This is a genomic window from Streptomyces spinoverrucosus (genome assembly GCF_006539505.1).
Classification (GTDB): Bacteria; Actinomycetota; Actinomycetes; order Streptomycetales; family Streptomycetaceae; genus Streptomyces; species Streptomyces spinoverrucosus.
Genome location: NZ_BJND01000061.1, coordinates 29,815 through 56,023, shown reverse-complemented (window position 1 = coordinate 56,023; position 26,209 = coordinate 29,815). Strand labels below are relative to the sequence as shown.

At 70.4% G+C, this 26,209-nt stretch carries 29 protein-coding genes and 2 pseudogenes; 24 read left to right on the top strand and 7 right to left on the bottom strand.

The annotated features are described in order from the left end of the window. The 4 genes from SSP24_RS33050 to SSP24_RS33035 form a co-directional block, all read left to right on the top strand. The coding region (locus SSP24_RS33050; RefSeq protein WP_167529766.1) for an FAD-dependent oxidoreductase at positions 1 to 277 on the top strand (277 nt) is incomplete at its 5' end. Between the two features lie 81 nt (positions 278 to 358). After that, positions 359 to 1,054: an arsenate reductase/protein-tyrosine-phosphatase family protein gene (locus tag SSP24_RS33045; RefSeq protein ID WP_141313648.1), complete on the top strand. Its 696-nt coding sequence runs from the start codon at positions 359 to 361 to the stop codon at positions 1,052 to 1,054. After that, on the top strand, positions 1,047 to 1,709 hold the full coding sequence (locus SSP24_RS44470; protein WP_141313647.1) for an arsenate reductase ArsC: 663 nt from the start codon (positions 1,047 to 1,049) through the stop codon (positions 1,707 to 1,709). Before SSP24_RS33045 ends, SSP24_RS44470 begins: the two co-directional genes overlap by 8 nt. 133 nt (positions 1,710 to 1,842) lie before the next feature. Next, positions 1,843 to 3,117, top strand: coding sequence for an APC family permease (locus SSP24_RS33035; RefSeq protein ID WP_141313646.1), 1,275 nt, complete (start codon positions 1,843 to 1,845; stop codon positions 3,115 to 3,117). Positions 3,118 to 3,139: 22 nt separating this feature from the next. Here SSP24_RS33035 and SSP24_RS33030 read toward each other — a convergent pair whose 3' ends face one another. After that, entirely contained in the window at positions 3,140 to 3,442 is a 303-nt protein-coding gene (locus SSP24_RS33030; RefSeq protein ID WP_141313645.1) for an Rv3488 family transcriptional regulator, read from the bottom strand. A gap of 72 nt (positions 3,443 to 3,514) precedes the next feature. Beyond that, entirely contained in the window at positions 3,515 to 3,862 is a 348-nt protein-coding gene (locus tag SSP24_RS33025) for a DUF6223 family protein (RefSeq protein WP_141313644.1), read from the bottom strand. A 251-nt stretch (positions 3,863 to 4,113) separates the two neighbouring features. On the opposite strand from SSP24_RS33025, the gene SSP24_RS33020 reads away from it, so the two are divergent. The 4 genes from SSP24_RS33020 (at position 4,114) to SSP24_RS33005 (ending at position 7,131) form a co-directional block, all read left to right on the top strand. Beyond that, positions 4,114 to 5,241 carry a sensor histidine kinase gene (locus tag SSP24_RS33020; RefSeq protein WP_141313643.1) on the top strand — a complete coding sequence of 376 codons (1,128 nt, stop codon included), beginning with the start codon at positions 4,114 to 4,116 and terminating at the stop codon, positions 5,239 to 5,241. Then, on the top strand, positions 5,238 to 5,900 hold the full coding sequence (locus SSP24_RS33015; RefSeq protein WP_141313642.1) for a response regulator: 663 nt from the start codon (positions 5,238 to 5,240) through the stop codon (positions 5,898 to 5,900). The genes SSP24_RS33020 and SSP24_RS33015 overlap by 4 nt, the downstream gene beginning before the upstream one ends. A gap of 116 nt (positions 5,901 to 6,016) precedes the next feature. Continuing rightward, a complete protein-coding gene (locus SSP24_RS33010; protein WP_141313641.1) occupies positions 6,017 to 6,553 on the top strand; it encodes a DUF4396 domain-containing protein in 537 nt (178 codons plus the stop codon). Between the two features lie 170 nt (positions 6,554 to 6,723). Beyond that, complete coding sequence (locus SSP24_RS33005; RefSeq protein WP_141313640.1) at positions 6,724 to 7,131, top strand: four-helix bundle copper-binding protein; 408 nt, start codon at positions 6,724 to 6,726, stop codon at positions 7,129 to 7,131. A gap of 50 nt (positions 7,132 to 7,181) precedes the next feature. Here the strand turns inward: SSP24_RS33005 and SSP24_RS33000 are convergent, their stop codons facing one another. Beyond that, a complete protein-coding gene (locus SSP24_RS33000) occupies positions 7,182 to 7,787 on the bottom strand; it encodes a TetR/AcrR family transcriptional regulator (protein ID WP_218037118.1) in 606 nt (201 codons plus the stop codon). 89 nt (positions 7,788 to 7,876) lie between these two features. Between SSP24_RS33000 and SSP24_RS32995 the strand changes: the two genes are divergently transcribed. The 3 genes and pseudogenes from SSP24_RS32995 (at position 7,877) to SSP24_RS32985 (ending at position 10,103) form a co-directional block, all read left to right on the top strand. Next, complete coding sequence (locus SSP24_RS32995; RefSeq protein WP_141313639.1) at positions 7,877 to 9,052, top strand: cytochrome P450; 1,176 nt, start codon at positions 7,877 to 7,879, stop codon at positions 9,050 to 9,052. A 176-nt stretch (positions 9,053 to 9,228) separates the two neighbouring features. Continuing rightward, positions 9,229 to 9,534 (top strand): annotated as a pseudogene (locus SSP24_RS32990) (DUF427 domain-containing protein); the annotation flags it as partial. Continuing rightward, positions 9,531 to 10,103 carry an SRPBCC family protein gene (locus SSP24_RS32985; protein WP_229866298.1) on the top strand — a complete coding sequence of 191 codons (573 nt, stop codon included), beginning with the start codon at positions 9,531 to 9,533 and terminating at the stop codon, positions 10,101 to 10,103. The pseudogene SSP24_RS32990 and the gene SSP24_RS32985, both read left to right, overlap by 4 nt. Positions 10,104 to 10,116: 13 nt before the next feature. Here SSP24_RS32985 and SSP24_RS32980 read toward each other — a convergent pair whose 3' ends face one another. After that, positions 10,117 to 10,716, bottom strand: coding sequence for a TetR/AcrR family transcriptional regulator (locus SSP24_RS32980; protein WP_141313637.1), 600 nt, complete (start codon positions 10,714 to 10,716; stop codon positions 10,117 to 10,119). Between the two features lie 100 nt (positions 10,717 to 10,816). On the opposite strand from SSP24_RS32980, the gene SSP24_RS32975 reads away from it, so the two are divergent. The 8 genes from SSP24_RS32975 (at position 10,817) to SSP24_RS32940 (ending at position 17,508) form a co-directional block, all read left to right on the top strand. Next, the gene (locus SSP24_RS32975; RefSeq protein ID WP_141313636.1) at positions 10,817 to 11,464 is read left to right on the top strand and encodes a peroxiredoxin-like family protein; all 648 of its coding nucleotides are present in this window, start codon (positions 10,817 to 10,819) and stop codon (positions 11,462 to 11,464) included. 91 nt (positions 11,465 to 11,555) lie between these two features. After that, positions 11,556 to 12,068, top strand: a complete 513-nt coding sequence (locus SSP24_RS32970; RefSeq protein WP_167529765.1) for a MauE/DoxX family redox-associated membrane protein — start codon at positions 11,556 to 11,558, stop codon at positions 12,066 to 12,068. Further along, positions 12,065 to 13,633 carry a radical SAM protein gene (locus SSP24_RS32965; RefSeq protein ID WP_141313635.1) on the top strand — a complete coding sequence of 523 codons (1,569 nt, stop codon included), beginning with the start codon at positions 12,065 to 12,067 and terminating at the stop codon, positions 13,631 to 13,633. Before SSP24_RS32970 ends, SSP24_RS32965 begins: the two co-directional genes overlap by 4 nt. Next, positions 13,630 to 14,433, top strand: a complete 804-nt coding sequence (locus SSP24_RS32960) for a class I SAM-dependent methyltransferase (protein WP_229866297.1) — start codon at positions 13,630 to 13,632, stop codon at positions 14,431 to 14,433. The genes SSP24_RS32965 and SSP24_RS32960 overlap by 4 nt, the downstream gene beginning before the upstream one ends. A 157-nt stretch (positions 14,434 to 14,590) precedes the next feature. After that, positions 14,591 to 15,076, top strand: a complete 486-nt coding sequence (locus tag SSP24_RS32955; protein ID WP_141313634.1) for a hypothetical protein — start codon at positions 14,591 to 14,593, stop codon at positions 15,074 to 15,076. Between the two features lie 176 nt (positions 15,077 to 15,252). Further along, entirely contained in the window at positions 15,253 to 15,954 is a 702-nt protein-coding gene (locus tag SSP24_RS32950) for a Crp/Fnr family transcriptional regulator (RefSeq protein WP_229866296.1), read from the top strand. Positions 15,955 to 16,043: 89 nt separating this feature from the next. After that, positions 16,044 to 16,622 (top strand): redoxin family protein, encoded by a 579-nt coding sequence (locus tag SSP24_RS32945; protein WP_141313632.1) that lies wholly within the window; start codon positions 16,044 to 16,046, stop codon positions 16,620 to 16,622. A 7-nt stretch (positions 16,623 to 16,629) separates the two neighbouring features. Next, entirely contained in the window at positions 16,630 to 17,508 is an 879-nt protein-coding gene (locus tag SSP24_RS32940) for a cytochrome c biogenesis CcdA family protein (protein ID WP_141313631.1), read from the top strand. A gap of 28 nt (positions 17,509 to 17,536) precedes the next feature. Here the strand turns inward: SSP24_RS32940 and SSP24_RS32935 are convergent. The 3 genes and pseudogenes from SSP24_RS32935 to SSP24_RS32925 all read right to left on the bottom strand — a co-directional run bounded on the left by SSP24_RS32935 (position 17,537) and on the right by SSP24_RS32925 (position 20,202). Next, positions 17,537 to 18,701 (bottom strand): annotated as a pseudogene (locus tag SSP24_RS32935) (MFS transporter). A gap of 56 nt (positions 18,702 to 18,757) precedes the next feature. Beyond that, on the bottom strand, positions 18,758 to 19,177 hold the full coding sequence (locus SSP24_RS32930) for an Hsp20/alpha crystallin family protein (RefSeq protein ID WP_229866295.1): 420 nt from the start codon (positions 19,175 to 19,177) through the stop codon (positions 18,758 to 18,760). A 155-nt stretch (positions 19,178 to 19,332) separates the two neighbouring features. Then, positions 19,333 to 20,202 carry a potassium channel family protein gene (locus SSP24_RS32925; protein ID WP_141313630.1) on the bottom strand — a complete coding sequence of 290 codons (870 nt, stop codon included), beginning with the start codon at positions 20,200 to 20,202 and terminating at the stop codon, positions 19,333 to 19,335. Positions 20,203 to 20,411: 209 nt separating this feature from the next. On the opposite strand from SSP24_RS32925, the gene SSP24_RS32920 reads away from it, so the two are divergent. From SSP24_RS32920 to SSP24_RS32900, 5 genes are all read left to right on the top strand, one after another. Next, positions 20,412 to 21,467, top strand: a complete 1,056-nt coding sequence (locus tag SSP24_RS32920) for an iron ABC transporter substrate-binding protein (protein WP_141313629.1) — start codon at positions 20,412 to 20,414, stop codon at positions 21,465 to 21,467. A 2-nt stretch (positions 21,468 to 21,469) separates the two neighbouring features. Then, a complete protein-coding gene (locus SSP24_RS32915) occupies positions 21,470 to 23,044 on the top strand; it encodes an ABC transporter permease (protein WP_218037121.1) in 1,575 nt (524 codons plus the stop codon). Position 23,045: 1 nt separating this feature from the next. Then, on the top strand, positions 23,046 to 24,119 hold the full coding sequence (locus SSP24_RS32910; protein ID WP_141313628.1) for an ABC transporter ATP-binding protein: 1,074 nt from the start codon (positions 23,046 to 23,048) through the stop codon (positions 24,117 to 24,119). Positions 24,120 to 24,212: 93 nt separating this feature from the next. Beyond that, complete coding sequence (gene ppk2 / locus SSP24_RS32905; protein WP_141313627.1) at positions 24,213 to 25,016, top strand: polyphosphate kinase 2; 804 nt, start codon at positions 24,213 to 24,215, stop codon at positions 25,014 to 25,016. Positions 25,017 to 25,268: 252 nt separating this feature from the next. Then, positions 25,269 to 26,207: an MIP/aquaporin family protein gene (locus SSP24_RS32900; protein ID WP_141313626.1), complete on the top strand. Its 939-nt coding sequence runs from the start codon at positions 25,269 to 25,271 to the stop codon at positions 26,205 to 26,207. Positions 26,208 to 26,209 lie beyond the last annotated feature (2 nt).

Sequence of the window (26,209 nt, the reverse complement as noted above, 5' to 3'; positions counted from 1 at the left end):
CTTGTTCATCGCGATCGGCCACGACCCGCGCACCGAGCTGTTCAGGGGCCAGCTTGAGCTGGACGAGGAGGGCTACCTCAAGGTCGACGCCCCCTCCACCCGCACCAACCTGACCGGTGTCTTCGGCGCCGGTGACGTGGTGGACCACACCTACCGCCAGGCAATCACCGCGGCCGGCACCGGCTGCGCCGCCGCCCTCGACGCCGAGCGCTTCCTCGCTGCCCTCGCCGACACCGAGCAGACCGCCGAGCCGGACAAAACCGCGGTCGAGGGCTGAGACCCCTGTCGCGCTTACCCGAACCTGCTCCCACCGCGAGGGCATTGACAGGACGAAATCAGCTCAACAAAAATTGACTCAATGAACGCTGAGTGGTCTGCATCGGTGGTGGCGCGAGCACAGCGGCACGCGGCACTGGGAGAACCCGCGCGCCTTGCAATCATCGACCGGCTGATGCTGGGCGACGCCTCACCCGGCGAACTCGGCGAAGCACTGGGCCTGCCCAGCAATCTCCTGGCCCACCACCTCAAGCTGCTCGACCAGGTCGGCCTGATCGAGCGATCCCGCTCCGAAGGAGACCGACGGCGCACCTACCTGCGCCTGCGCGTGCAAAACCTGGCCGGCCTCATGCCAACGGCCCTGCGCACAGCACCGCGCGTGGTGTTCGTCTGCACGCACAACTCCGCCCGCTCCCACCTCGCCGCGGCCCTGTGGAAGAGGCACAGCACGGTGCCGACCGCCTCGGCGGGAACCGACCCCGCGCGACGCGTCCACCCTCGCGCCGTCGCCACCGCACACAAACACGGCCTCTCCCTGACCCCCGCCCGCACCTCCCATATCGACGAGACGCTGCGCCCCGACGACTTGGTGGTCGCGGTCTGCGACAACGCTCACGAACAACTCGGCCCCCGCATCCCCGACCGCCTGCACTGGTCGGTCCCCGACCCCACCCGCACCGGCACCGACGACGCCTTCGCCGACGCCCTGAGCGATCTCGCCGACCGGATCGACCGGCTGGCTCCCGCCGTCCGCCCTCCTGGAGGCAGCGATGACTGAGACCGCGTCCTTCCCGCACCGCAACCTGAGCATCGACCAGCAGCTCGCCCTGCGCACCGCCGCCACCAACCTGCGCCGCGAGTTCGACGGCACCTTCGGCCAGGAGACCATCGAACGCTTCCTGACCTCCAGCTACGACCAGTTCGCCGCCCGCAGCACCATCCCCAACTACCTCCCGCTGCTCGCCGAACGATTCGCCCGCCAGCGCCTGCACGCCCTGGCCAAGGTCGAAGGCCACATCACCGACGGCAAGCCCGTCGTGCTCTTCCTCTGCGTCCACAACGCCGGACGCAGCCAGATGGCCATGGGCTTCTTCCAGCACCTGGCCGGCGAGGGCGCCGTCGCCTGGTCGGGCGGCTCCGAACCCGGACACGAGATCAACCCGGCCGCCATCGCCGCGATGAGCGAGCGCGGCATCGACATCTCCCGCGAATTCGCCAAGCCCTGGACCGACGAGATCGTCCGCGCCGCCGACGTCGTCGTCACCATGGGCTGCGGCGACGCCTGCCCCGTCTTCCCCGGCAAGCGCTACCTCGACTGGACCCTCGACGACCCCGCAGGCAGGACCGTCGACGACGTCCGGCCCATCCGCGAGGAAATCGAGCGCCGCGTCCGCCAACTCCTCGACGACCTCGGCGTCCCGGCACAGCACTGACCGTGCAGGGTGTATGACGCGCGTTCACAGGGGCGAAGACCATGGCCTGGTGCGGGCTGACTGCACCCCCTCATATATCGTCTGCCGATATCGAGGGCCGTAATACGGCCGCCGCGCCGCGAGGAGTGAACTGATGAGCGAGTCGTCGACCGCCGCCGGGATGCCGGACGAGCTGCACCGGCGGTTGGGGGTCTCGGACGCCGTAGTGATCGGCCTCGGGGCGATGATCGGTGCCGGGATTTTCGCCGCCCTCGCTCCAGCCGCGCACGCGGCCGGCTCCGGACTGCTGATCGGCTTGGCGCTGGCCGCGGTGGTCGCGTACTGCAATGCCACCTCCTCCGCCCGGCTCGCGGCCCGCTACCCGGCCTCCGGCGGCACCTATGTGTACGGCCGCGAACGGCTCGGCGACTTCTGGGGGTACCTCGCCGGGTGGAGCTTCGTGGTCGGCAAGACCGCCTCCTGCGCCGCGATGGCGCTCACGGTCGGCTTGTACGTCTGGCCCGGCCAGGCGCATGCGGTCGCGGTCGCCGCGGTGGTGGCACTGACCGCGGTGAACTACGCCGGGGTGCAGAAGTCCGCGCTGCTGACTCGGGTGATCGTGGCCGTGGTCCTGGCCGTGCTCGCCGCCGTGGTGGTCGCCGCCCTGACCTCCGACGCAGCGGACGCAGCCCGGCTGGATGTCGGTTCCGACGCCACCTTCGTCGGAGTGTTGCAGGCGGCGGGCCTGCTGTTCTTCGCGTTCGCCGGGTACGCGCGGATCGCCACCCTCGGCGAGGAGGTCCGTGACCCCGCGCGCACCATCCCCCGGGCCATCCCGCTGGCGCTCGGCATCACCTTGGTCGTCTACGCCGCGGTCGCCGTCGCCGTCCTGACGGTGCTCGGCCCGGAGCAGCTGGCGCAGGCCACGGCACCGCTGTCGGACGCGGTCCGGGCCGCCGGTGTCGACTGGCTCGCGCCGGTTGTCCGGGTCGGGGCGGCGGTGGCCGCGCTGGGCTCCCTGCTCGCGCTGATCCTCGGTGTCTCCCGCACCACCCTTGCAATGGCCCGCGACCGGCACCTGCCGCACGCCTTCGCGGCCGTGCACCCGACGTTCAAGGTGCCTCACCGCGCCGAGCTGCTCGTGGGCGCCGTGGTGGCGGTGCTCGCCGGGACGGCGGATCTGCGCGGCGCGATCGGCTTCTCCTCCTTCGGTGTCCTCGCGTACTACGCCGTCGCCAACGCTTCCGCCTGGACCCTCACCAAGGACGAGGGCCGCCCGCACCCCCTGATCCCCGTGGTGGGGCTGGTCGGCTGCCTTGTCCTGGCGTTCGCCCTGCCACTGCCCTCGGTCATCTCCGGCGCCGCGGTCCTGGCTGTCGGCGCCGCCGCCTACGGCGTACGGCGCGCTCTGGCCGCGCGCACGCCGTGACACAGCCCAGTCAGCGGCAGGGTCAGGCGTCGTCGCCGAGGACCTCGCGGGCCAGTTCTCTGAGGGCCTTGCGGTCCTCGGCGAGTGCCTTCTTCCCGGCCGCGGTGGCCTTGTAGACGCGGCGGGTGCGGCCGTCGACAATCTGCTGTTCGGAGACCAGCAGCCCGTCTGCCTCCAGCCGGTGCAGCGTGGGATACAGGGTGCCGGGACTGATGTCGTAGCCGTGTTCGGCCAGTTCTTTGGTCATCCACGCGCCATGGATCTCTCCCTCGGCCGCGTGGTGCAGGATGTGCAACCGCACCGCCCCCCGCTGGAACTCCCGCACCGCAGTCCACCTCCCCGCCGACAGTTGCGAATCCGATATCGGTTTCGCAAGTGTACGGGTCGAGCGGCGCCCTCAGCCGGTGCGGCGGGAGCGGGACAGAGCCAGCCCGCCGAGGGCCGTGCCGATCAGTCCGACCAGCAGGGCCACGTAGGCTCCGCCCAGCCCGTTGCCGGTGCCGAGCCCACCGTCCGCGGTGGCAGCGACCAGCGCACCGAGAGCCATGCTCATCAGCCCGGCCGCCATGGCCACCATGGCCCCGAGTGACCCGTTGGCAGTGCCGAGACGGCCGGCGGGGCGAGCCAGCGCCAGCCAGGCGATGACCACCCCGGCCAGCCCCACCAGCGCGCCAGTGGTGGAACCGAGCCGTCCGAGGCTGAAGTCGTAGAAACCGGCGGCGGCAAGCAGGGGACGAACGGACATATGGCGCTCCTTCTCTTCTTTCGTCTTCTCACGACGTCTTCATGCGTCTTCTCACGACCTGTCGTTGCCCGATCATGTCGGCCGGACCCACCGCCGGTCGTCCAGCGGGCGCAGGCAATGCGCGCTGCCGCCGATGCCGCACCCGGCTGCCGCACGCGTGGCAGGCGCCGCGAACGTACTGCCTGTGCGGTAGTCGGCCGCTCGTCCGCGAGCGGGACTCGCCCGCTGCGGTGCCCGGCCAGGGTGCGCGCATGCGCAAGGAACGGTGGGGTGTTCGGGCCGGTGTCATGGACTGGATGATCGCCGTTGGCGTGGCGGCGACGCTTGTGGTCACCGGGCTCTCCGGGCAGCACTCCGCCACGGACCTCGACCTGCTGGGCTACGCGTTGCTGGCGGCCGGCGGCCTGGTGCTGGCGGCGCGCCGCCGGGCGCCGGTTCCCGTCCTGGTCGTCACCGGGCTGTGCGCGGTGGGGTACCAGGCGGCCGGTTTCGACGTGCCTGCCGTCGCCTACCTGTTCGCGGTGTACGCCGCCGTGCGGGCGGGACACCGCACCGTCACGGTGGCGGCGAGCGTCACCATGCTGGCCGTTCTCCCCCTCGCGGCCCTGGCCTCGGGCCTGCACGAGGTGGGCGAGGCGTTCGCACAGGCCCGGGGCGCCCTCGAACTGGCCTGGCTGATCGCGGCCGGCGCCGCGGGTGAGGCGCTGCGGCAGGCCGAGCGGCGGGCGGACGAGGCCGAGCGGACCCGGGAGGAGACCGCGCGCCGCCGCGCCGACGAGGAGCGGCTGCGCATCGCGCGGGAGTTGCACGATTCGCTCACCCACCAGATCTCGGTGATCAAGGTGCAGGCGGAGGTCGCCGTGCACGTGGCACGCAGGCGTGGCGAGGAGGTGTCGGAGGCGCTCCTGGCGATCCAGGAGGCCGGACGTGAGGCGGCCAGGGAGCTGCGGGCGACGCTGGAGGCGCTGCGCGACGACGACACGACCCCGCCGCGCGGGCTCGACGACGTTCCGGAACTGGTGGAACGGGCCCGGGCCATGGGCCTGGACGCGACGCTCACGATCGAGGGACGACAGCATGACGTACCGGCCGCGGTGGACCGGACCGTCTACCGGATCGTGCAGGAGTCGCTCACCAACATCGCCCGTCACGCGGACGCTGCCACGGCGTCGGTCCGGATCGACTGCCGTCCTGACGCCCTCGCGATACGCGTCGACGACGACGGCAAGGCCACACCGGAACGCGCCCCGGCTCCCGGCGTCGGGCTGCTCGGGATGCGCGAACGGGTCACCGCCCTCGGCGGCCGGCTGCGCGCCGAACCGCGCGGCGAAGGCGGCTTCACCGTCCAGGCCGAACTCCCCGTGGAGCAGACCTCATGATCCGTGTCCTGCTGGTCGACGACCAACCGCTCATCCGCAGCGGATTCCGCGCACTTCTCGACCTCGAAGACGACATCGAGGTGGTGGCCGAGGCAGCCGACGGTAAGGCGGGCCTGGAGCTGGCCAGGAAACATCTGCCCGACGTCGCGCTCATCGACATCCAGATGCCGGGCGTCGACGGCATCGAGGCGACCCGGCGCATCGCCGCGGACCCGGCCCTGACCGGGGTCCACGTCGTCATCCTGACCAACTACGGCCTGGACGAATACGTCTTCGACGCGCTGCGCGCGGGCGCCGCCGGATTCCTCGTCAAGGACATCGTGCCGGACGACTTTCTGCACGCCGTACGTGTCGCCGCGCGCGGCGACGCCCTGCTCGCCCCCTCGATCACCCGCAAGCTCATCCACCGGTACGTCACCCAGCCGCTGCCCAGCCGCACGGGCCCGGGGCTCGACCAACTGACCAACCGCGAACGCGAGGCCGTCACCCTGGCCGCGCAGGGCCTGTCCAACGACGAGATCGCCGACCAGATGGTGATCAGCCCGACGACCGCGAAGACCCACATCAACCGGGCCATGACCAAGCTCCACGCCCGTGACCGCGCTCAATTGGTCGTCATGGCCTACGAATCAGGCTTGGTCGCTCCGCGCAGCACCTGACGTCTCCTGCTGACGTTGGCGAATCACTGGCGGCATACCCCTAGGGGGTATAGGGTATGTGGGTGTGGGGCTCAGGCACGGGCCACACTGGATGAGATCGGATGGGGAGACACGTCATGGATCACTCCGCTCACCACACCGACGCCGCTCACCACCACGCCGCTCATGAGGGCCACCCCGCTCCCGGCGAGCGCGCCACCCACGCAGGGCATGCGGCCGGGGCCTCCTGGTCGACGGCGGCGAAGGCGACGCTGCACTGCCTGACCGGGTGTGCCATCGGCGAGATCCTCGGCATGGTGATCGGCACCGCGCTGCTGTGGGGCAATGTGCCCACCATGGTCCTGGCGATCGCGCTGGCGTTCCTCTTCGGCTACTCGTTCACCCTGTTCGCGGTCCTGCGGGCCGGACTGGACCTCAAGTCCGCCATCAAGATCGCGCTCGCCGCCGACACCGTCTCCATCGCCGTGATGGAGTTCGTCGACAACGCCATCATCGCCCTGACCCCAGGCGCGATGGACGCCCACCTGTCCGACGGGCTGTTCTGGTCGGCGCTGCTGGGCGGCTTCGCCGTGGCGTTCCTGATCACCACGCCGGTCAACAAGTGGATGATCGGCCGCGGCAAGGGCCACGCCGTCGTCCACGCCTACCACTGACCAACGGGTCGCACAGGCCCACGCGGTCGGGCACCTCTGGCGGACCAGGGGTGCCCGACCGCGTTTGTGTCGCCCGACCACGGCCAACCCGGCAGGGGCCGGAAGGGGAAGAGGCGCGGCCGCCCCGGCCCGCCACCCCTCCGGCACCGAACCGAAGGAGGCGACCGGTGATGACCACGGTCAAGGACATGCTCGCCACCTACCCGGCCGATCTGGGCCAGGTCGACCGCGACAAGCTCACCCGCTGCATCGAGGAATGCATCGCCTGCGCCCAGGCGTGTACGGCCTGTGCGGACGCCTGCCTGTCCGAGGGCATGGTCGGCGAGCTCACCAAGTGCATCCGCACCGACATGGACTGCGCCGACATCTGCAACGCCACCGCGTCCGTGCTGTCCCGGCACACCGGCTACGACGCCAACATCACCCGGGCGATCCTCACCGCGTGCGCCACCGCCTGCAAAGCCTGCGCCGACGAATGCTCCGCGCACGCCGATGCGCACGAGCACTGCCGCCTGTGCGCCGAAGCCTGCCGCTCCTGCGAGCAGGCGTGCAACGACCTCATCCAGGCCCTCGGCTGACCTGCCGGGCTACGGCGCCGGCCAACGATGTGCCCCTGCTCAGGGACGTGCTACTGGGCAGCTTGGACGACTCCTTGGATGGCCCGCCTGATGCGGTCTGCGGCGTGGTCGGGGTCGGGTTGGCCGGTGTCGAGCCAGGTGATGACGGCTTCGAGGGTGAGGGCTGGTACCAGTTGCGCCGCCCAGGTCCGCCAGGGGCTGTCGGGGATGGCATCGGCGAGGTGGCGGCCGGCGATCTCCATCGAGGCGGACCGGATGCCGTCGATGACGTCACGGAACTCGGGTTCGCGGGCGGCATGACGGAACAGCAGCCGGAATCCGTCGGGGTCCGCCGCGGCAGCCCTCAGCAGTGCGGCGACGCTGTGCTCGTCGTAGTCGTCGGTACCGACGCCCGCGGCGAGTCTCGTGCAGGCGCGGTCGAGCACGGCCCGGTAGAGGTCGCTCTTCGAGGCGAAGTGCCGGTAGAGGATCACGTGGGTCACGCCGGCTTCCGCGGCCACGTCGTCCAGGCCGGTGGCGGTGAAGCCGGTGCGGGCGAAGGCGCGGGTGGCCGCGTCGAGGATCTGCTCACGCCGCTCGGCTCGGGGCATCCGCCGGGCACGCTCGGGCTGACGTGCCGACGTCTCACGAGCGGGCTGTCGGCCGGCTGCGGTCACACCAAACCTCCTCTTGTTTAGGTCAGCCTATACAAGTGCTTGTTTATGTGGTCTTATACAAAGGAGACTAAACATTACGGGAGGTCGCGATGGCCGTGGTGGCTCAGCTGCCGTTCGAACAGACAGATCCGTTGCAACCCGCGCCCCGCCTGCGCGAGTTGCAGTCCCAGGGCACGGTGCACCGGGTCCTCACGGCGGTGGGAGATGAGGCGTGGCTGGTCACCGGCCACGCACAGGTGCGGCAACTACTGAACGACGATCGCCTCGGCCGGGCCCATCCGGCCCCGGAGACGGCGGCGCGCACCGGGGAGTCGGCGCTGTTCGGCGGGCCGCTGGGCAACTTCGCCACCGAGGCGGCCGACCACGCACGCATGCGGTCGCTGCTGCAGCCGCACTTCTCGCCCAAGCACCTTCGGAGCCTGCGCCCGCGCGTCGAGACCCTGACGGCCCGGCTGCTGGACGAGCTGACCGCGCAGGGGCCACCGGCGGACCTGCACGCCGCGGTGGCGGTGCCGCTGCCGATCCTGGTGATCTGCGAGCTGCTCGGTGTGCCGTACGAGGACCGCGAGCAGTTCCGCGCCTGGACCGCCGACGCCGCCAACATTCGCGACCGCGCCCGTTCCGAGCGGGGATTGGCCGAGCTGTTCGGCTACGGGCAGAAGCTGGTGGCGCGCAAGCGGGCCGCGCCCGGTGACGATGTGATCTCCCGGCTGTGCGCGACCGAGGGCGTCACGGACGACGAAGCCGCCGGACTGTCGATGGTGTTGCTGTTCGCCGGTCACGAGACCACGGTGGTCCAGATCGACCTGGGCGCACTGCTGTTGCTGACTCACCGCGACCAGTGGCAGGCCCTGGTGGATGACCCCGGGCTGGTCCCGAACGCGGTCGAGGAGACGCTGCGCGCGCCGGGCAAGGGCGGCGGCGGAATCCCCCGCTACGCACGAACCGACCTGGAGATCGACGGAGTCACCATCCGCGCCGGCGAGCTGGTACTGCTGGACAACGGCGCCGCCAACCACGACGCGGCCGTCTTCGCCGACCCCGACCGGGTGGACGTCACCCGCTCTGCCACGGCCCATCTCACCTTCGGGCACGGCGCCCGCTACTGCCTCGGCGCACCCTTGGCCCGCATCGAACTACAGGCGGTGCTCACCCAACTGGTCGTACGCCTGCCCACGCTGCGCCTTGCCGTCGGCGTCGAGGAGCTGACCATGCGGCGCGACATGCTCACCGGCGGCCTGGCCGCCCTTCCGGTGCGGTGGTGACCGGGATGCGACACGGCACCCGTGTGCACGACCGACCACTGGCAGCCCCTGCTCGCCCCGTTCATGAGCCGAGACGGCTGGAACAGTGAGCGCCCTTACTGAGCCGTACCGTCGCTCGCGCATAGCGTTCCGGAGATGGAGATGGGGAACCCACCCCGCGCACGAGGAGGAGCCCAGCAATGCTGCGCGCAGTATGGAACGGCGCGGTGATCGCGGAAGCCCCGCGCACCGTGGTCGTCGAGGGCAACCACTACTTCCCGCCGGAGGCACTGCACCGCGAGTACTTCACCGAGACCCGCAGCCGGTCGCTGTGCTTCTGGAAGGGGCTCGCCCGCTACTACACCGTCACGGTCGACGGGCGGACCAACCGGAACGCGGCCTGGTACTACCCGCACCCGAGCCCGCTCGCCCGCCGGATCAAGAACCACGTCGCGTTCTGGCAGGGCGTGACGGTCGAGGGCGAGCCCGAGGGTACGTCGTGAGCGGCCGCCGCCTGGTCCGGACTGTGGCGTGGACGGCGACCGCGGCTGCCATGGCCGTCGGCGGATACGCCGGGCTGGTCAGCGGGGCACTCCCCGTCGACCTGGGCGTGGGCCGACGCGTCAGACCCCTAGGACCGCAGACCCTGGACATCGCGGCGCCCCGGGACGTCCTCTTCGACGTGATCGCCCAGCCGTACATGGGACGCGCCACCCGGGCCATGCGCGAGAAGGTGCGGGTTCTGGAGCGCGGCAGTGACATGGTGCTGGCCGCCCACTTCACGCCGGTGGGTGGCCGGTGGAAGGCGGTCACGGTCGAGACCGTACGGTTCAGCCGCCCCGACCGCGTCGACTTCCGCCTCGTGCGCGGTCCGGTCCCGTACGTCGTCGAGTCCTTCACCCTGACCGAACTCCCCACGGGTACCCGCCTGTTGTACGAAGGGGAGATGGGCACCGACCTGTGGCGGGCCGGAGCCTGGTGGGGCGAGAAGGTGGCCGCCCGTTGGGAGGGGACCGTCGCCGCATCGCTCGCCACGGTCAAGGAGGAGGCGGAGCGCAGGGCCAGGCGCTGACCGGCGGCGGACGTCAGGCTGCCGCCGGGCCACCGAGCGAGGCGAGGGCCGCGGTCACTGTTCTGCTCAGGTCGCGTGCGTCCGCGCCGGCGCGGGAGCGGAGATTGACGCCGTACGCGAGCAGCGCCAGCACGTCGGCGGCGGCTCTGGGATCGCAGCCCGGGACGAGCTGCCCCTGAGCCCGCGCGGTGACGAGCGCCGCGTGCATCGCGTCCCGCAGCTCCTCGTGATGCCGGTCCAGGACGGCGCGCACCTCGGGATCACTGTTGTCCGCTCCGGCGTGCGCGTTGGAGACCATGCAGCCCCAGCCCGCGTACTCCCCCGAGCAGCGCGCATCGATCAGCCCGGCGAAGAACTCTGCGATGGCGGGGAGTCCCCGCTCGTCCTCCGCGAGGCGCCGGAACACCGGCCGAGACCTCTGCTCCACATAGCGGCGCAGCGCGGCGAGGTAGAGCTCCTGCTTGCCGCCGAACGTGGCGTACAGGCTGGATCGGTTGAGCCCGGTCGCGGTGACGACGTCCTGGATGCCGGTCGAGGCCACGCCCTGCCGCCAGAACAGGCGGACCACCGTCTCCAGTGCCGCGTCCGGGTCGAAGTGCTTGATGTCCGGCATGCCTCACCCACCGACTTGAAACGAGGGTTCCAGGATACGTCCACCCCAGCTATCTTGGAACGGTCGTTCCCAGTTGCATCATGACCAGGAGGCCATCCCCATGCCCCTCAACGCCGAGCTCCGCGCCTTCTACGAAGCCCGTCAGCAGCAGATCCCCGCAGAGATCCGGGAGATCATGCGCCGGGCGGGACAGGAACTGGCCGACTCCGGCCAGGCGGACCGCGCGCTGACCGTCGGCGCGCGGGCCCCGCACTTCACCCTCCCCACGGCCACCGGACAGACCCTGGCCCTGGACGACCTGCTCGCCGACGGCCCGGTCGTCCTCACCTTCTACCGCGGCGCCTGGTGCCCGTACTGCAACATCGCCCTGCGCGCCCTCCAGCAGCACCACGACGCCATCACCGCACGCGGCGCCCGCCTGGTGGCCGTCTCCCCTCAGATCCCCGACGAGTCCCTCTCCCTCACCGAGAAGCACGACCTCGCCTTCGACGTCCTCAGCGACATCGGCTCCGACACCGCCAAGCAGTACGGCCTGGCCTTCGACCTCCCCGACGACCTCGCCGCCGTCTACGACAAGCTCGGCTTCGACCTCCAGCGCGTCAACGACGGCCACCCGCGCACCCTCCCGCTGCCCGCCACCTACGTCATCGACCGCGAGGGCCTGATCCGCTGGGCCTTCGTCGACACCGACTACACCACCCGCGCCGAACCGGCCGACATCCTCGCCGCCCTCGACTCCCTGAACTGATCCACCAGCGCGGCGGCCGGCAGCGCGGCGGGTGCCTGTTCGGTGAGCGCGCTTACAGTTTCCGGACGCGTTCCGGCCGTAGCGTGCGGGCATGGTGTTGCGGATCGTGCTGGGCGGGCTGTTCGTCGCGATGGCTGCCGGGCAGCTTGTCTCCTTCCGGCAGATGCCCGGCATTCTGGCCGCGTACGGGCTGATCTCCGGGGCGGGCGCGATCGCGCTCGCCGTGGCACTGATCGCGGGCGAGTTGGTGTGCGGGGTGTGGTTTCTGGCCCGCCCGCGATCCCGCGCGAGGGTGCCGGTGTGGGTGTTCACCGGCGTTGCGGTGGTGTGGGCCCTGCTGGCGGCGCAGGCGTACGCACGCGGGCTCACCGTGGCCAACTGCGGCTGCTTCGGCCGCTATCTGCCCCAGCGGCTGAGCTGGTTCGTGCTCGTCCAGGACGCACTTCTGCTGCTCTACGCCGGTCTGCTGCTGCGCGGCAGCGCGGCTGCGCCTGTCGGCGCGGGTAGTACTCGCACCCGGGACGGGCTGCGCGCCCTGCGCTGCCGCGCAGGTGTCCAGGCCGAACCGCCGACCCCGTCTCGACGGAGTGAGGAGTACCGATGACGCAGGCATCCGCGCCACGGCGCAAGGTGGACCGCGACGAGGTGTTCGTGGAGTTCACCAAGTCGATCTGCCCGCTGTGCAAGACGCCCGTCGACGCCCAGGTCAACATCCGTGACAACAAGGTGTACTTGCGTAAACGCTGCCGGGATCATGGCCAGTTCGAAGCACTCGTGTACGGGGACGCGGAGGAATACCTGACCTCGGCCCGCTTCAACAAGCCGGGCACGATCCCGCTGACCTTCCAGACCGAGGTGAAGGACGGCTGCCCCAGCGACTGCGGACTGTGCCCCGAGCACAAGCAACACGCCTGCCTCGGCATCATCGAGGTCAACACCGGCTGCAACCTGGACTGCCCGATCTGCTTCGCCGACTCCGGGCACCAGGCGGATGGGTACTCGATCACGCACGAGCAGTGCGAGCTGATGCTCGACGCCTTCGTCGCCTCGGAGGGGGAGGCCGAGGTGGTGATGTTCTCCGGCGGGGAACCCACCATCCACAAACACATCCTGGACTTCATCGATCTCGCCCAGGCCCGCCCCATCAAGAACGTCAATCTGAACACCAACGGCATCCGCCTGGCCACCGACCGCACCTTCGTCGCCGAGCTCGGCAAACGCAACCAGGTGCCGGGTCGGTCGGTGAACATCTACCTCCAGTTCGACGGCTTCGAGGAACGCACCCACCTGGAGATCCGCGGCCGGGACCTGCGTACGTTCAAGCAGCGGGCCCTGGACAACTGCGCCGAGGCCGGGCTGACCGTCACCCTCGTCGCGGCCGTCGAACGCGGACTGAACGAACACGAGCTGGGGGCGATCATCGAGTACGGCATCGACCACCCCGCCGTGCGCTCCGTGGCCTTCCAGCCGGTCACCCACTCAGGTCGCCACGTGGAGTTCGACCCGCTGAACCGGCTCACCAACCCCGACGTCATCCGGCTCATCAACACCCAGCGCCCTCAGTGGTTCCAGAAGGGCGACTTCTTCCCCGTACCCTGCTGCTTCCCGACCTGCCGCTCCATCACCTACCTCCTCGTGGACGGGGACCCCGGCAACCGCACCGTCGTGCCGATCCCGCGGCTGCTGAACGTGGAGGACTACCTCGACTACGTCACCAACCGGGTCATGCCCGAGGCCGGAATCCGCGAGCCTCTCGAAAAGCTGTGGTCGGCCTCCGCGTTCATGGGCACCGCCACGACCGAGGAGCAGCTGCGGGCGACAGCCGAGGCGCTGGACTGCGCGGACGCCTGTGGTATCGACCTGCCGCAGGCCGTGAAGGACCTGAACGACAAGGCGTTCATGATCGTGGTGCAGGACTTCCAGGACCCCTACACCCTCAACGTCAAGCAGCTGATGAAGTGCTGCGTCGAGGAGATCACCCCCGACGGCCGGCTCATCCCGTTCTGCGCCTACAACTCCGTCGGCTACCGCGAACAGGTCCGCGAGCAGATGTCCGGCGTGCCCATCGCCCCGGTCGTACCCAACGCCCTGCCGCTCGCCGACCGCCTCACCACGACACCGTACGGATCGAAGACCGTCCATGCCGAAGAGGGGGAGTCCTCGTCGTGAACCAGCACCCCACGGGGGAGCGGATGAAGGCGTGCTGCGCCGCCGCGTACTCCTCCGACGTCGTCTCCCTGCTGCTCGGCGACTCCTATCACCCCGGCGGCACCGCCCTGACCCGCCGCCTCGCCGACGCTCTCGCCCTCACCCCGGCCGCGCGGGTCCTCGACGTCGCCTGCGGACGCGGAACGACCGCGCTGCTGCTCGCCGACGCGTACGGCGCCGAGGTGGACGGGCTCGACTACTCCCCCGGCAACATCGCCCTGGCCCAAGGCGCGGCCCAGGCAGCGGGGCTCCCCGGCAGGGCCCGCTTCACCACCGGGGATGCCGAGCGCCTGCCCTACCCCGACGCCGTCTTCGACGCCGTGGTGTGCGAGTGCGCGCTGTGCACCTTCCCGGACAAGGCGCGGGCCGCAGCGGAGTTCGCCCGCGTCCTGCGGCCCGGCGGCCGACTCGGCATCACGGACGTCACCATCGACCCATCCCGGCTCCCGCCCGAACTCACCGGGCTCGGCGCCCGCATCGCCTGCATCGCCGACGCCCGGCCGCTTCCGGAGTACGGCGAGATCCTGGCCTCCGCGGGCCTGCGCACCGTACACACCGAGCGCCACGACCAGGCGATGCTGCGGATGATCGACCAGATCGAAGCACGGCTGAATCTGCTGCGCATGACTGCCCGGGACAAGCTCACCGCCGCCGGCGTCGACATCGACGCCGCCCCTGCCGCGTTCAGCGCGGCTCGCACGGCCGTGGCGGACGGCGTCCTCGGCTACGCCCTGCTGATCGCGGAGCGAACGGCCGGGTAGGCCGGGATGCGCGCGGCGGCGGCGCGTTCGTGACCCGCCTGCCCGCAACGGCCGGTGACCTACCCGCGCGTACGTAAGCGCGCTCACATACCCGCAACCGCCCGCCTCCTAGCGTCAGCCCCACTAGGGAAGTCGACGTCAGGAAGAGGCGATCACCATGACCACCACGTTGCGGGTCTCCCCCAGCACAGCCGTCATCCCGGTGCACGCGGTGTGGGGCGCCGCGGCCGGTCTGGTCGGCGGCGTGGGCTTCGGCATCTGGATGTCGGTATCGCGGCCGATGGCGGACACCGCGATGATCATTATGGTCGCCGGGCTGCTCGGTTCGACGAACGCCGTCGTCGGCTGGCTGGTCCACCTGTCCATCGCGGTGTTCGCCGGCATCGGCTTCGGCGTGCTGCTCGGGCAGTTCGCCCAGCGCCTCGCACCCGCCGCGGTCCTCGGCCTGGCCTACGGCGCGGTCTGGTGGACCGTCGGCGCCCTGTGGATCATGCCCGCCAACATGGGCATGCCGGTCTTCGAGTGGAACGCCGTCACCGCCTCCAGCCTCGGCGGCCACCTCGTCTTCGGCCTGCTGGCCGGCCTCACCTTCTCGCTGTTCGCCCGGACGGCGGGCAGGCACAACGGCCGAACCGCTGCATGACACCGATACCGCCATCGTCAACGCCTGGTCCCGGCTCGCCGCTCCGGGGTACCGAGCCTGTTCTGGGTGCCCCGGACGACTACTGTCTGGCCCACAGCGCGGGCGCGCTGGCCAGCCCGGCGTGGGGCGCCGCACCCCCGCCATGGGCACCGGGACGACGCGAGGAACCACACCGCATGAACCACACCGGCGACGAAGCCGAGAAGACCTGGTGCATCTCCGAGGTCGACATCTTCCGCGACCTGAGCGACGCGGAGATGAACGCCATCGCCGCCGCGGCCCCGATGAAGACCTACAGCGCCGGTGAACTGCTCTACTCGCCCTCCCAGCCCTCCGAGGTGCTGTTCATCCTCAAGCGGGGCCGGGTGCGGATCTTCCGGGTCTCCGCCGACGGCCGCGCCCTGACGTGCGCGATCATCAGCCCGGGCACCATCTTCGGCGAGATGGTGTTGCTGGGTCAGCGGATGTACGACAACTTCGCCGAGGCCCTCGACGACGTCACCGTCTGCGTGATGAGCCGCGCCGACGTCCACCGCTTCCTGCTCTCCGATGCCCGTATCTCCGCGCGCATCACCGAGATCCTCGGTCGGCGCCTGACCGACCTCGAACAGCGACTGTCCGACAGCGTCTTCAAGTCCGTACCCCAGCGCATCGCCACCACCCTGCTGACCCTCGCGGCCGAGACCCGGCCCCGCGTGCTCGGGGCCCGCAGCCCGCAGATCGCGCTCACCCACCAGCAGATCGCCGCCCTGGCCGGCACGTCCCGCGAAACGTGCACCAAGGTGCTGCGCGACTTCGCCGAACAGCACCTGATCCGCCTGGCCCGGGGCCGCATCACCGTCCTCGACCCACAGCGGCTCGCCGACCATGCGGGCTGACGTCACCGAACCGTAAGACCACCGCCCTACGCCCGGTGCGCCCAGCGGCCCTACAGTCACAGCCGATCCCGACCCACAGGAGTCCAGCCATGCGCGCCCGCACTCTCCTCCCAGCCGTCCTCGCCGCCGCCCTGCTCACCGCAACCGGGTGCGGCTCCGACAGCGGCAACGACTCCGGCGGCGATGCCCAGGCCGCACCGTCGAAGACGGCGCCTGCCTCCTCGGGCGAGGGAGAGGACGGGGGCGACAGCGGGACTCAGGTCCCCGAGTCCCTGAACTTCACCGGCACCACGGTGGACGGCGAGCCGTTCGACGCGAAGACCCTCGCGGGCAAGCCCACCGTGCTGTGGTTCTGGGCCCCGTGGTGCCCGAAGTGCCGCGCCCAGGCCACAGAGACAGCCAAGGTCGCCGCCGACTACGCGGGCAAGGCCCACGTCCTCGGCGTCGCCGGCCTCGACAACAACGCCGCCATGAAGGACTTCGTCTCCGAGACCGGCACCGGCTCCTTCTCCCACCTCTCCGACGAAGCGGGCGAGGTCTGGAAGCGGTTCGAGGTCACCGAGCAGAGCCGCTACGTCATCCTCGACAAGGACGGCAAGACCGTCTACGAGGGCGTACTGCCCGGTGGCCAGGGACTGGCCGAGAAGGTCGCCGGGCTCACCGGCTGAACCCACCATGGCCGACCTGCCCCTGGCCCTCGCGCTGAGCGCGGGCATGCTCGCCGCCGTCAACCCGTGCGGCTTCGCCCTGCTCCCCGCCTACCTGTCCCTGCTCGTCCTCGGCGACGACTCCCCCAGCCGTGCGGTCGCGGTCGGCCGGGCACTGACCGCCACCGCGGCGATGACGGTCGGGTTCGCCGCGCTCTTCGGCGTGTTCGGCCTGGCCGTCCAACCCGTCGCAGGGCAGGTGCAGGAGCAACTGCCCTGGTTCACCATCGCCTTCGGGCTCCTCATGGCGGTGGCCGGTACCTGGCTGCTCGCCGGGCGTCAACTTCCCACACTGGCCCCGAAACTGCGCCGTGCGCCGACCGTGACCCGCTCGCTGCCCTCGATGGCGCTCTTCGGAATGGCGTACGCAACCGCCTCCCTGGGCTGCACCATCGCCCCGTTCCTGGCCATCGTCGTCTCCGCCTTCCGCAGCGGCTCCACCGGCGAGGGCATCGCCCTCTTCGCCGCGTACGCCGCCGGGATGGGCCTGATCGTCGGCGCCGCCTCGCTGACCGTCGCCCTCACCCGCACCACCGCCGTCACCCGGCTGCGCCGCCTCGGCGCGATCGCACCCCGGCTCGGCGGCGCACTACTCCTGTGTGTGGGCGCATACGTCGCGTACTACGGCTGGTACGAGATACGCGTCCAGCGCGACCCCACCACTCAGGACCCGGTCATCGACGCGGCCGGAGCCGTCCAGCGCGGCATCGCCGAGACGCTGGACGCCACCGGCCCCACGACGATCGCTCTCGTCTTCGCCGCCCTGCTCATCACCGCCGTGGCACTCATCCGCTTGCGGCGTGCCCGAGAGGTCGGACGGTCATGGTCGCGCCGGCGAAGCGGCTGAGCCGCTTGACGGGACCCGAACGTCGAGCCTACGCGCGGTGTGACAACCGCCCGGTTTCGCGCCGTACCGCAGTGGTCGTGAAGGCCGCCGCAGCGCCCGCGGTGAGTGCCAGCAGCACGTATCCCCATGTGTAGTCGTCAGTAACGCCGTAGACGACACCCATGACCAGGGGCGGAAAGAAGCCGCCCAGACCTCCGGCAGCGCCGACGACACCGGTCACCGAGCCGACCCGATCGGGGGGCACCAGGCGGGCGACGAGCGCGAACACGGCACCGGATCCCGCGGCCCAGGGCGGCCGCCATGCCGAGGAAGGCGAGCGTTCCGAGCGGGATCAGCGGCAGCTCGAAGGCGGCGAGGAGAGCGAGAGCCGCGATGACGGCGTAGGTGACGACGAGCACGGGCACGGGATGCAGCCGGTCGGAGAGCCATCCGCCGACCGGGCGCATGGCGACAGCGAGGACGACGAAGCCCGCAGTGCGCAGGGCGGCGTCGGACCGTCCGAGGTCGTGGGCGGTGGTGAGGTAGGTGGGCAGGTAGACGCTGAAGGCGACGAATCCGCCGAAGGCCACGGCGTAGAGGAAGGACAGCTGCACGGTGGCGTGCATGCGAAGGGTCGCCGTGGTGCGCGCGAGCAGTGAGCCGGGCGGTACGGCGCGGTCGGGCTTGTCGCGCAGGAGGAGACGTGCCGCCACGGCGTAGACGACGAGGAGGGCTGCGACCAGGTCGAACGGGAACGCATACCCCACGGCGTCGGCCAGTTGGACGGTGGTGAAGGACGACAGGGCGGTGCCGCCGGTACCGATGCCGAAGATCCCCAGCGCAAGTCCGCGCCGCTCGGGCGGATACCAGGCGTTGACGAACGGCACGCCGATCGCGAAGGTCGTGCCGCCCAGGCCGAGGAAGAAGCCACCCGTCAGCACTTCGGCGAGGGAGTCGGCGAAGTGGCCGAGGTAGAGGACCGGCAGAACGGTGAGGGCGGCGACAAGGGGGAACATACGACGCGCCCCGACGCGGTCGGTGAGGGCGCCCACGGGGATCCGGCCGAGCGAGCCGACAATCACGGGTACCGCCACCGCGAGGGACTGCTGGAACGCGGTGAGGTCCAAGTCCTCGCGGAGCGTCGAGCCGAGCGGAGCCAGCAGCGCCCATGCCCAGAAGCAGAGCGTGAATCCGACGGTGGCCAGGGCAAGCATCCGCGGCGGCTGCGCGGCTGCCGCCGTTCCGCGGGTCCGCGGCGTCGAGGTGCGGTTCAATGCGCGCTTGCGGTGAGAGGTTCCCGCACCGGCATGGTCCGCACGCCGGTCTTCGCCGCCGGCACCGGCATCGTGATGGTCAGGACGCCGTGCTGGTACTCAGCCGTGGCCGCGTCGCTCTTGGCCGAGGCCGGCAGCGGAGTGGAGTGACCGTAGTGGTATTCCGCGCGGCCCTGCTGGGCAGTCTCGTCGCTGCGCTTGGCACGGAGGGTCAGGCACCCTTCCGCGACGGTGATCTCAATATCCTCGGCGTCGATTCCCGGAAGCTCGGCCCGCAGCACGTACCTTCCGTCCGCCAGGCTTTCTTCGACGTGGATACCGTGCCTCGCCGGAATGTCGTCCAGCACGGGGAATCCCGCCTCCGCCCAGTCGGACAGGTCGGACAGTGCGGACCGCCCGGGAAGTCGCTCGGTCATAGTGCTCATGACTAGCTCCTCTTTTCCCCATTTCCCCCGTTTCCAGAGTCCCCGCCCGTACTCGGAGACGCGTGGGCCGACCGGTCCCCGTGCACGGTCCTGTCGGCCCTGTCAGCCAGACCTCCGGCTGTCCCTTTCCGTGTCCGCGTCCCGGTTCACTGGGCCCGCCCGTGGTCGGCGGCGTAGGCCGCGAAAACGTCCGTAGGTGCCGCGCCCGTGTGGAGGAAGCGCTGGTCAAGGATGGCGGCGAGATCCCTCAGCGCACCGGCGAGCAGGTCACCCGCCAGTCGTACCTCCGGCCGCCCCGCAGACTGTCCGCGTTCGGCGAGCGCGGCAGCGTAGCCGATCATGGCTGCCAACGACGAGTGGTCCTCCCCGTCATGGAAGTAGTACGCCTCCGCGTACTGGGTGAAGTCGAGGCGGACGCGTACGACCTCGGTGGCCAGGCTGTCCAGCAGCACCGCCCCCGCGGTGCAGTCGAGCTGCTGCTGCGTCGGATCCGAGTCGCGCAGCAGTGCCAGCCGGATGGCGAGGACCCTCCTGCGAGTCAGCGCCGGATAGATTTCCAGCACCCAGGAGACCGTGGCCGTCAGGAGGGCGAAACCCATGACGGCCTCCAACGGCGAGACCAGGCGAAGCCAGCCCTCGCCAGGCGCGATGTCCCCCAGCCCCAGGGTGGCCACCGTGACGAGCGACAGGTACACGGAGTCGACCAGTGCGGGTTCCTGCGCCGCCTCGGAGCCGGGCGAAAAGGTGAACGACCCTGGCATGTGGGGCCAGTAGACGATCGCCCAGCCAAGGACGATGAAGGAGGCCCACATGCACACGACGGTGACCATGGCGAGCGGTCCGACCAGCCCGACCACACGCCTGCGGGCACGGAAGCGCCGGGCCAGTCTCCACAGCGCCGTCATGACGAGGCGGCTGAGCCCGCCGTGGCGGGTGGGGTGCCAGAGTGTGTGAAACAGGTCCCGCAGGGTGACCATGACGAGTCCCGCGCCCATCAGCGAGACCAACCACTCCATGCGCGTCTCCCACGGCCTTGTTCCCCGAAGCGGAACCTCCGCTCTCGGAGCGTAGGCCGACGCCCACACCAGCGCAGGGCGGAATCGCCGTGCTCCCGGGCCACGTCGCATCGGATCGAGCAAACGCCCCACTTTGCTGCCATTTGCCCATAATGGGTAAAGTTAGCCTAGCCTAAGCAGCGCCTCGGGAGACGAGCGGGGAGTGGGCCATGCGTTCGAGCCGTTCGAGAATCGTCGCCACGGTAGCCGTGGCCGGTCTGCTGCCTCTCGGCCTTGCGGCCTGTGGCGGCACGAACCAGGAAGCGCAGCCCGTCGGACAGAATTCCGACAAGAGGGTCACCGTGTACAGCGGACGGAGCGAGTCCCTGGTCAAGCCGGTGCTGGACGATTTCGAGAAGGCCAGCGGCATCACCGTCGAGGTGCGCTACGGGGATACGGCCGCGATGGCGGCGCAGTTGCAGGAAGAGGGCGGCCGAACACCCGCGGACGTCTTCCTCGCGCAGGATGCCGGGACTCTGGGGGCGGTGGCCGGGCAGGATCTCTTCGCCACGCTGCCGGACGAGGTGCTGGACAAGGTAGCGCCCGCCTATCAGGACGAGGACGGGCAGTGGGTAGGAGTGACCGGCCGTTCGCGCACGATGGTCTACAACGCCGATCAGGTGGCCGAGGGTGACCTGCCGGAGTCGGTGTTCGAGCTCACCGAGCCCGAGTGGAAGGGGAAGGTGGGCATCGCGCCGACCAACGGCTCCTTCCAGGCATTCATCACCGCGATGCGGGTGGAGCACGGCGACGAGCGGACCCAGGACTTCCTGAACGGGCTGAAGGCCAACGACGCACAGATCAGGCAGGGCAACGCGCCCATCGTCGCCGACGTCGACAGGGGCAGTCTCGCCACGGGGCTGGTCAACCACTACTACGTGTACGAACTCGCCAAGGAGAAGGGCACCACCGTCGACGCCCTCAAGGCGAAGAACCACTTCTTCCCGAACGGCGACATCGGCGCCCTGGTCAACGTCTCCGGCGTCGGCATCGTGGAGGGGGCCGGTGACGATCCCGACGCCCGAGCGTTCGTCGACCACCTGCTCGGCAGGCAGGCGCAGACCCACTTCGCCCAGGAGACGTACGAGTATCCGCTGGCTGCCGGAGTGGCCGGCGCGTCCGGGCTGCCGAAGCTGTCCTCGCTGAACACCCCGGACATCGACCTCAACGACCTGGACGACCTGCGGACCACGGTGGAGATGATCAGGGAATCGGGGCTGGCTTGACCATGGCGTCGGCGGCCGTCGTACGCCGCCGGGTGCGGCGGCTGGTGCCACGCCCGGTGCTGGCGACTGCCGCGGTGGCCGGGGTCTGCGTGGCGCTGATCCCGCTGGCCTATCTGGCGGTACGGGTCGGTGACGCCGGCTGGGCCCGTATCAGCGAGGAACTGTTCACGGTGCGGACCGGGGAACTCGCGGCCCGGAGCCTGGCGCTGGCCGGGGCCGTGACGGTGGCGTGCACGGTGCTCGGTGTCGCCACGGCGTTCCTCGTCACGCGCACCGACCTGCCGGCACGTCGGCTGTTCGGGGTCCTCGCCGCGCTGCCGCTGGCGGTGCCCAGCTATGCGGCGGCCTTCGCCTGGGTCTCCACGGTGGCGGGGTTCGAAGGATTCTGGGCGGCCGCGCTGGTCCTGACGCTGGTGTCGTACCCGTACGTCTTCCTCCCCGTCGCCGCCGCGCTGGCGAGCGCCGACCCGGCACAGGAGGAGGTGGCCCGGTCGCTGGGGAGCGGCCCGTGGCGCACCCTCCTCACGGTGACGCTGCGTCAGGTCCGGCCTGCCGTGGGAGCGGGGGCGCTGCTGGTGGCGCTCTATGTGTTGTCCGACTTCGGTGCGGTCTCCGTCCTGCGGGCGGACGTCCTCACCCGGGCCATCTTCACCTCCATCAGCCTCGGTTTCGACCCCACCGGCGCACTCGTACTCGCCACCGTGCTGGTGGTGCTCACCGTCCTCATCGTCTCTGGCGAGCAGCTGACTCGGCGTCAGGCCGCCCGGTACGCGCGCCTCGGCGGTGTCGGCCGCCCACCGGTACGGCGGCGCCTGGGACGCCTGCGGTGGATTGCCGTATCCGCTCTCATCGGCACCGGGGCGCTGGCGCTCGGCGTCCCGGCGGCGAGTCTCGCGCGATGGTTCGGCGAGGGCGTCTCCCGGCCCGGGTCACTGACCGGCCTGGCCACGGCGGCCGGGAACTCGCTCACCGTCTCCGCCGCCGGTGCCGGGCTGACCATGCTGCTCGCCCTGCCGCTGGGACTGCTGGGCGCCCGCGCACCCGGCCCCGTCGCCGTCGCCCTGGACCGCCTGGCCTACCTCTCACACGCGCTGCCCGGCCTGGTCATCGGCCTCTCGCTGGTGTTCTTCGGAATCAACGTGGCCTACCCGCTCTACCAGAGCGTGTGGCTGCTCGCGCTGGCCTACGCGGCGCTGTTCCTCCCACTCGCCGTCGCCGCGGTCGGCGCCGCCGCGCTGCAGACCCCGCCGGCGCTGGAGGAGGTGGCCCGCTCGCTCGGACGTCGCAGAACATACGTACTGCGCACAGTCACCGTGCCACTGGCCGCACCCGGCATCGCCGCCGGTGCGGCCCTGGTCTTCCTCACCTGCATGAAAGAGCTGCCCGCCACCCTGCTGCTGCGCCCGACCGGCATGGACACACTCGCCACCGAGCTGTGGAGCCGGACATCAGTCTCCGCCTACGCGGCCGCCGCGCCGTACGCCGCGCTGCTGGTGCTGCTGGCCGCGGTACCGACCTGGTGGCTGTCGGCCCGTACCGGCGTCCTCAGTCAGGGAGTCCAGGGAGGAGGAGCCTGACATGGCCGAGCTGCGCGTCACCGCGGTGCACAAGTCCTTCGGGTCGGTGCGGGCGCTGCGCGGCGTGGACCTCACGGTCCGCTCCGGAACGCTGACGGCGGTCCTCGGGCCCTCCGGCAGCGGCAAGACCACGCTGCTGCGCTGCATCGCCGGATTCGAAACCGTGGATGCCGGGGAGATCCGCCTCGACGGCCACCGGATCGCCGCCCCCGGCCGCACCGTGCCGCCGGAACGGCGGCGGATCGCGGTCGTCCCGCAGGAAGGCGCGCTCTTCCCGCACCTACCGGTGCGCGGCAACATCGCCTACGGACTCGACAGGCGCACCCGATGGACCGGGCGGATCGAATCCGTGCTGGCGCTGGTGGGCCTCGCCGGATTCGAGCACCGGATGCCGCACCACCTCTCCGGCGGTCAGCAGCAACGCGTCGCCGTCGCCCGCGCCCTCGCCCCGCACCCGCCGGCCGTCCTGCTCGACGAGCCGTTCAGCGCCCTGGACGCCGCCCTGCGCGCCGAGGTGCGCCAGGACGTACGCTCCGCCCTGCGCAGCGACGGCGCCACAGCCGTCCTCGTCACCCACGACCAGGCCGAGGCCCTGTCGATCGCGGACGAGGTCGCCGTCCTGCACGACGGCCGGATCGTGCAGAGCGGACCGCCGGACCTCGTCTACCACTCCCCCGCCACACCCTGGGTTGCCGACATCGTGGGCGAAACCGTCTGGCTGCCCGCCGAGATGACCGGCGGCCGGGCCCGTACACCGCTCGGTCCGGTACCGGTCGTCACGTCGGACGGCCGTCCGCCGTCCGCCCCCGGACGTGTGCTGCTGCGCCCCGAACAGATCGAGGTCGTCCCAGCCGGCACTCCGGCAGCGAACACCGCGACGGTCGTACGCCGGGACTTCCAGGGCCACGACACCCTGCTCGCCCTGCGCCTGACGGACGGAACCCCGGTGCTCGCCCGGATCTTCGCCCCGGCCTCGGTCCCCCATGCCATCGGCGGTGAGGTCGGCCTACGCGTCCGCGGCGCCGCCCGGGCCTTTCCCACGCCGTCCGGGGCAACTGATGTCAGCCGAAGGTAGGGCGCCCGAACACAGGTGATGCTGGACCCGGGTGCGCAACCAGCAGTTACGTTGAAGTCATCGACGTAGACCATCGGGCGATGGAGGGGCGGCATGGCCGGCAAGAAGGCGGCGAAGGTGCCGCGCGCGGTATACGAACGGGAACTGCTGCGCCTGCAGACGGAGCTGGTGAAACTGCAGGAGTGGGTGCGCGCCGAGGGCGCCAGGCTGGTCGTGATCTTCGAGGGCCGGGACGCGGCCGGAAAGGGCGGCACGATCAAGCGGGTCGCCGAACACCTCAACCCGCGGGTCGCGCGCATCGCGGCGCTGCCGATGCCGACCGAGCGCCAGCGCACCCAGTGGTACTTCCAGCGGTACATAGAGCATCTTCCGGCCGCAGGGGAGATCGTGCTGTTCGACCGGTCCTGGTACAACCGGGCCGGCGTCGAGCACGTCATGGGCTTTTGTACCAAGGAGGAGCACCAGCTCTTCCTGCGGCAGTGCCCCATCTTCGAGCGGATGCTGGTGGAGGACGGGATCCTGCTGCGCAAGTACTGGTTCTCAGTGAGCGACACCGAGCAGCAGAAGCGCTTCCAGCGCCGGTTGGAGGACCCCCTGCGGCGCTGGAAGCTGTCCCCGATGGACCTGGAGTCGATCACCCGCTGGGAGGCATACTCACGGGCCAAGGACGAAATGCTGGTGCACACCGACATCGCCGAGGCGCCCTGGTACGTCGTCGAGAGCGACGACAAGCGCCGCGCCCGGCTGAACATGATCGCCCACCTGCTGGACTCCCTGCCGTACCACCAAGTGCCGCCGCCGGTCCTCGATCTGCCGCCCAGGCCACCCTCGACCGGCTACGAGCGCCCGCCGCGCGATCTGCAGACCTACGTCCCCGATCACGCGGCGAGCCTCTGAGACACCGGTCACCCGAATACGCGTTTGGAGTACTTGGGTCGCTGTTCTTGAGAGCCGTCCACTCGCCCCGGCATCCAGTGAAGGCGGCGGCCGTCATTGCCGTGCTGCGGGTTCGGAGGAGTGACGTGACGCGCGGTAGTCGCTAGGTCACGGTAGCGTGCCAAACGCTGGCCGAGAGAACGTGCAGCGGCGGAGCCGACCGGACAGCAGGCCCACAACCAGAGCAGCCGGACGAGAGTCTGGGAGGACCAGATGGCCGTAGAAATCCAGCCCCTCCTCAAGCCCTCGCGGCTCAGGCGCCGGGGGGGTCTGTTGGGTGAATGCCTCGCGGAGTTCCTGGGGACCTTCGTTCTCATCGCCTTCGGCTGCGGTGTGGTGGCGATGGCGGTCGCGGGCCTGCCGGGTTCGGGCCGCACCTCGGGGCCCACCACGTTCTTCCTGGGTGCCGGAGACTGGCTGTTGATCACCTGGGGCTGGTGCATGGGGGTGGTCTTCGGGGTGTACGTGGCCGGCGGGGTCAGCGGGGCCCATATCAACCCGGCGGTGACACTGGCGTTCGCGGTACGCCGGAAGTTCGCCTGGGCCAAGGTCCTTCCGTATATGGGGTCACAGTTGCTTGGAGCGTTCGCCGGCGCCGCTCTGGTGTACGGGGTGTACCACGACGCGATCAACACGTTCGACGCCGCCGCGGAAGGCCCGAAGACGAATGGTCACACGCTCGCGTCCTTCTCCATCTTCGCCACATTCCCAGCGCCGTACTTCCACGGTGGCATCTGGGGACCGCTGATCGACCAGATCGTCGGCACGGCGTTCCTACTGATGTTCGTCGTTGCTGTCATCGACCTGCGCAATACCGGCGTGAAAGCCAACCTCGGTCCACTGATCATCGGATTCGCTGTCGCAGCGATCGGCATGTCCTACGGTGCGAACGCGGGCTACGCCATCAACCCCGCACGTGACCTCGGCCCGCGTCTGTTCACCTGGGCCGCCGGGTGGCAGGATCTGGCGATGCCAGGGAGTGTGTCCGGTGCCTTCAGTAGCTATTTCTGGATCCCCATCGTGGGTCCGCTTATCGGCGGCGTCATCGGAGTGCTGGTATACGACCTGTTCATCGGTGACATCCTGCACTTGCGTGCCGGCGCTCCACCGGAGCCCGGCCGGACGCGGCCCACGACTGGGGACGAGGAGTAACC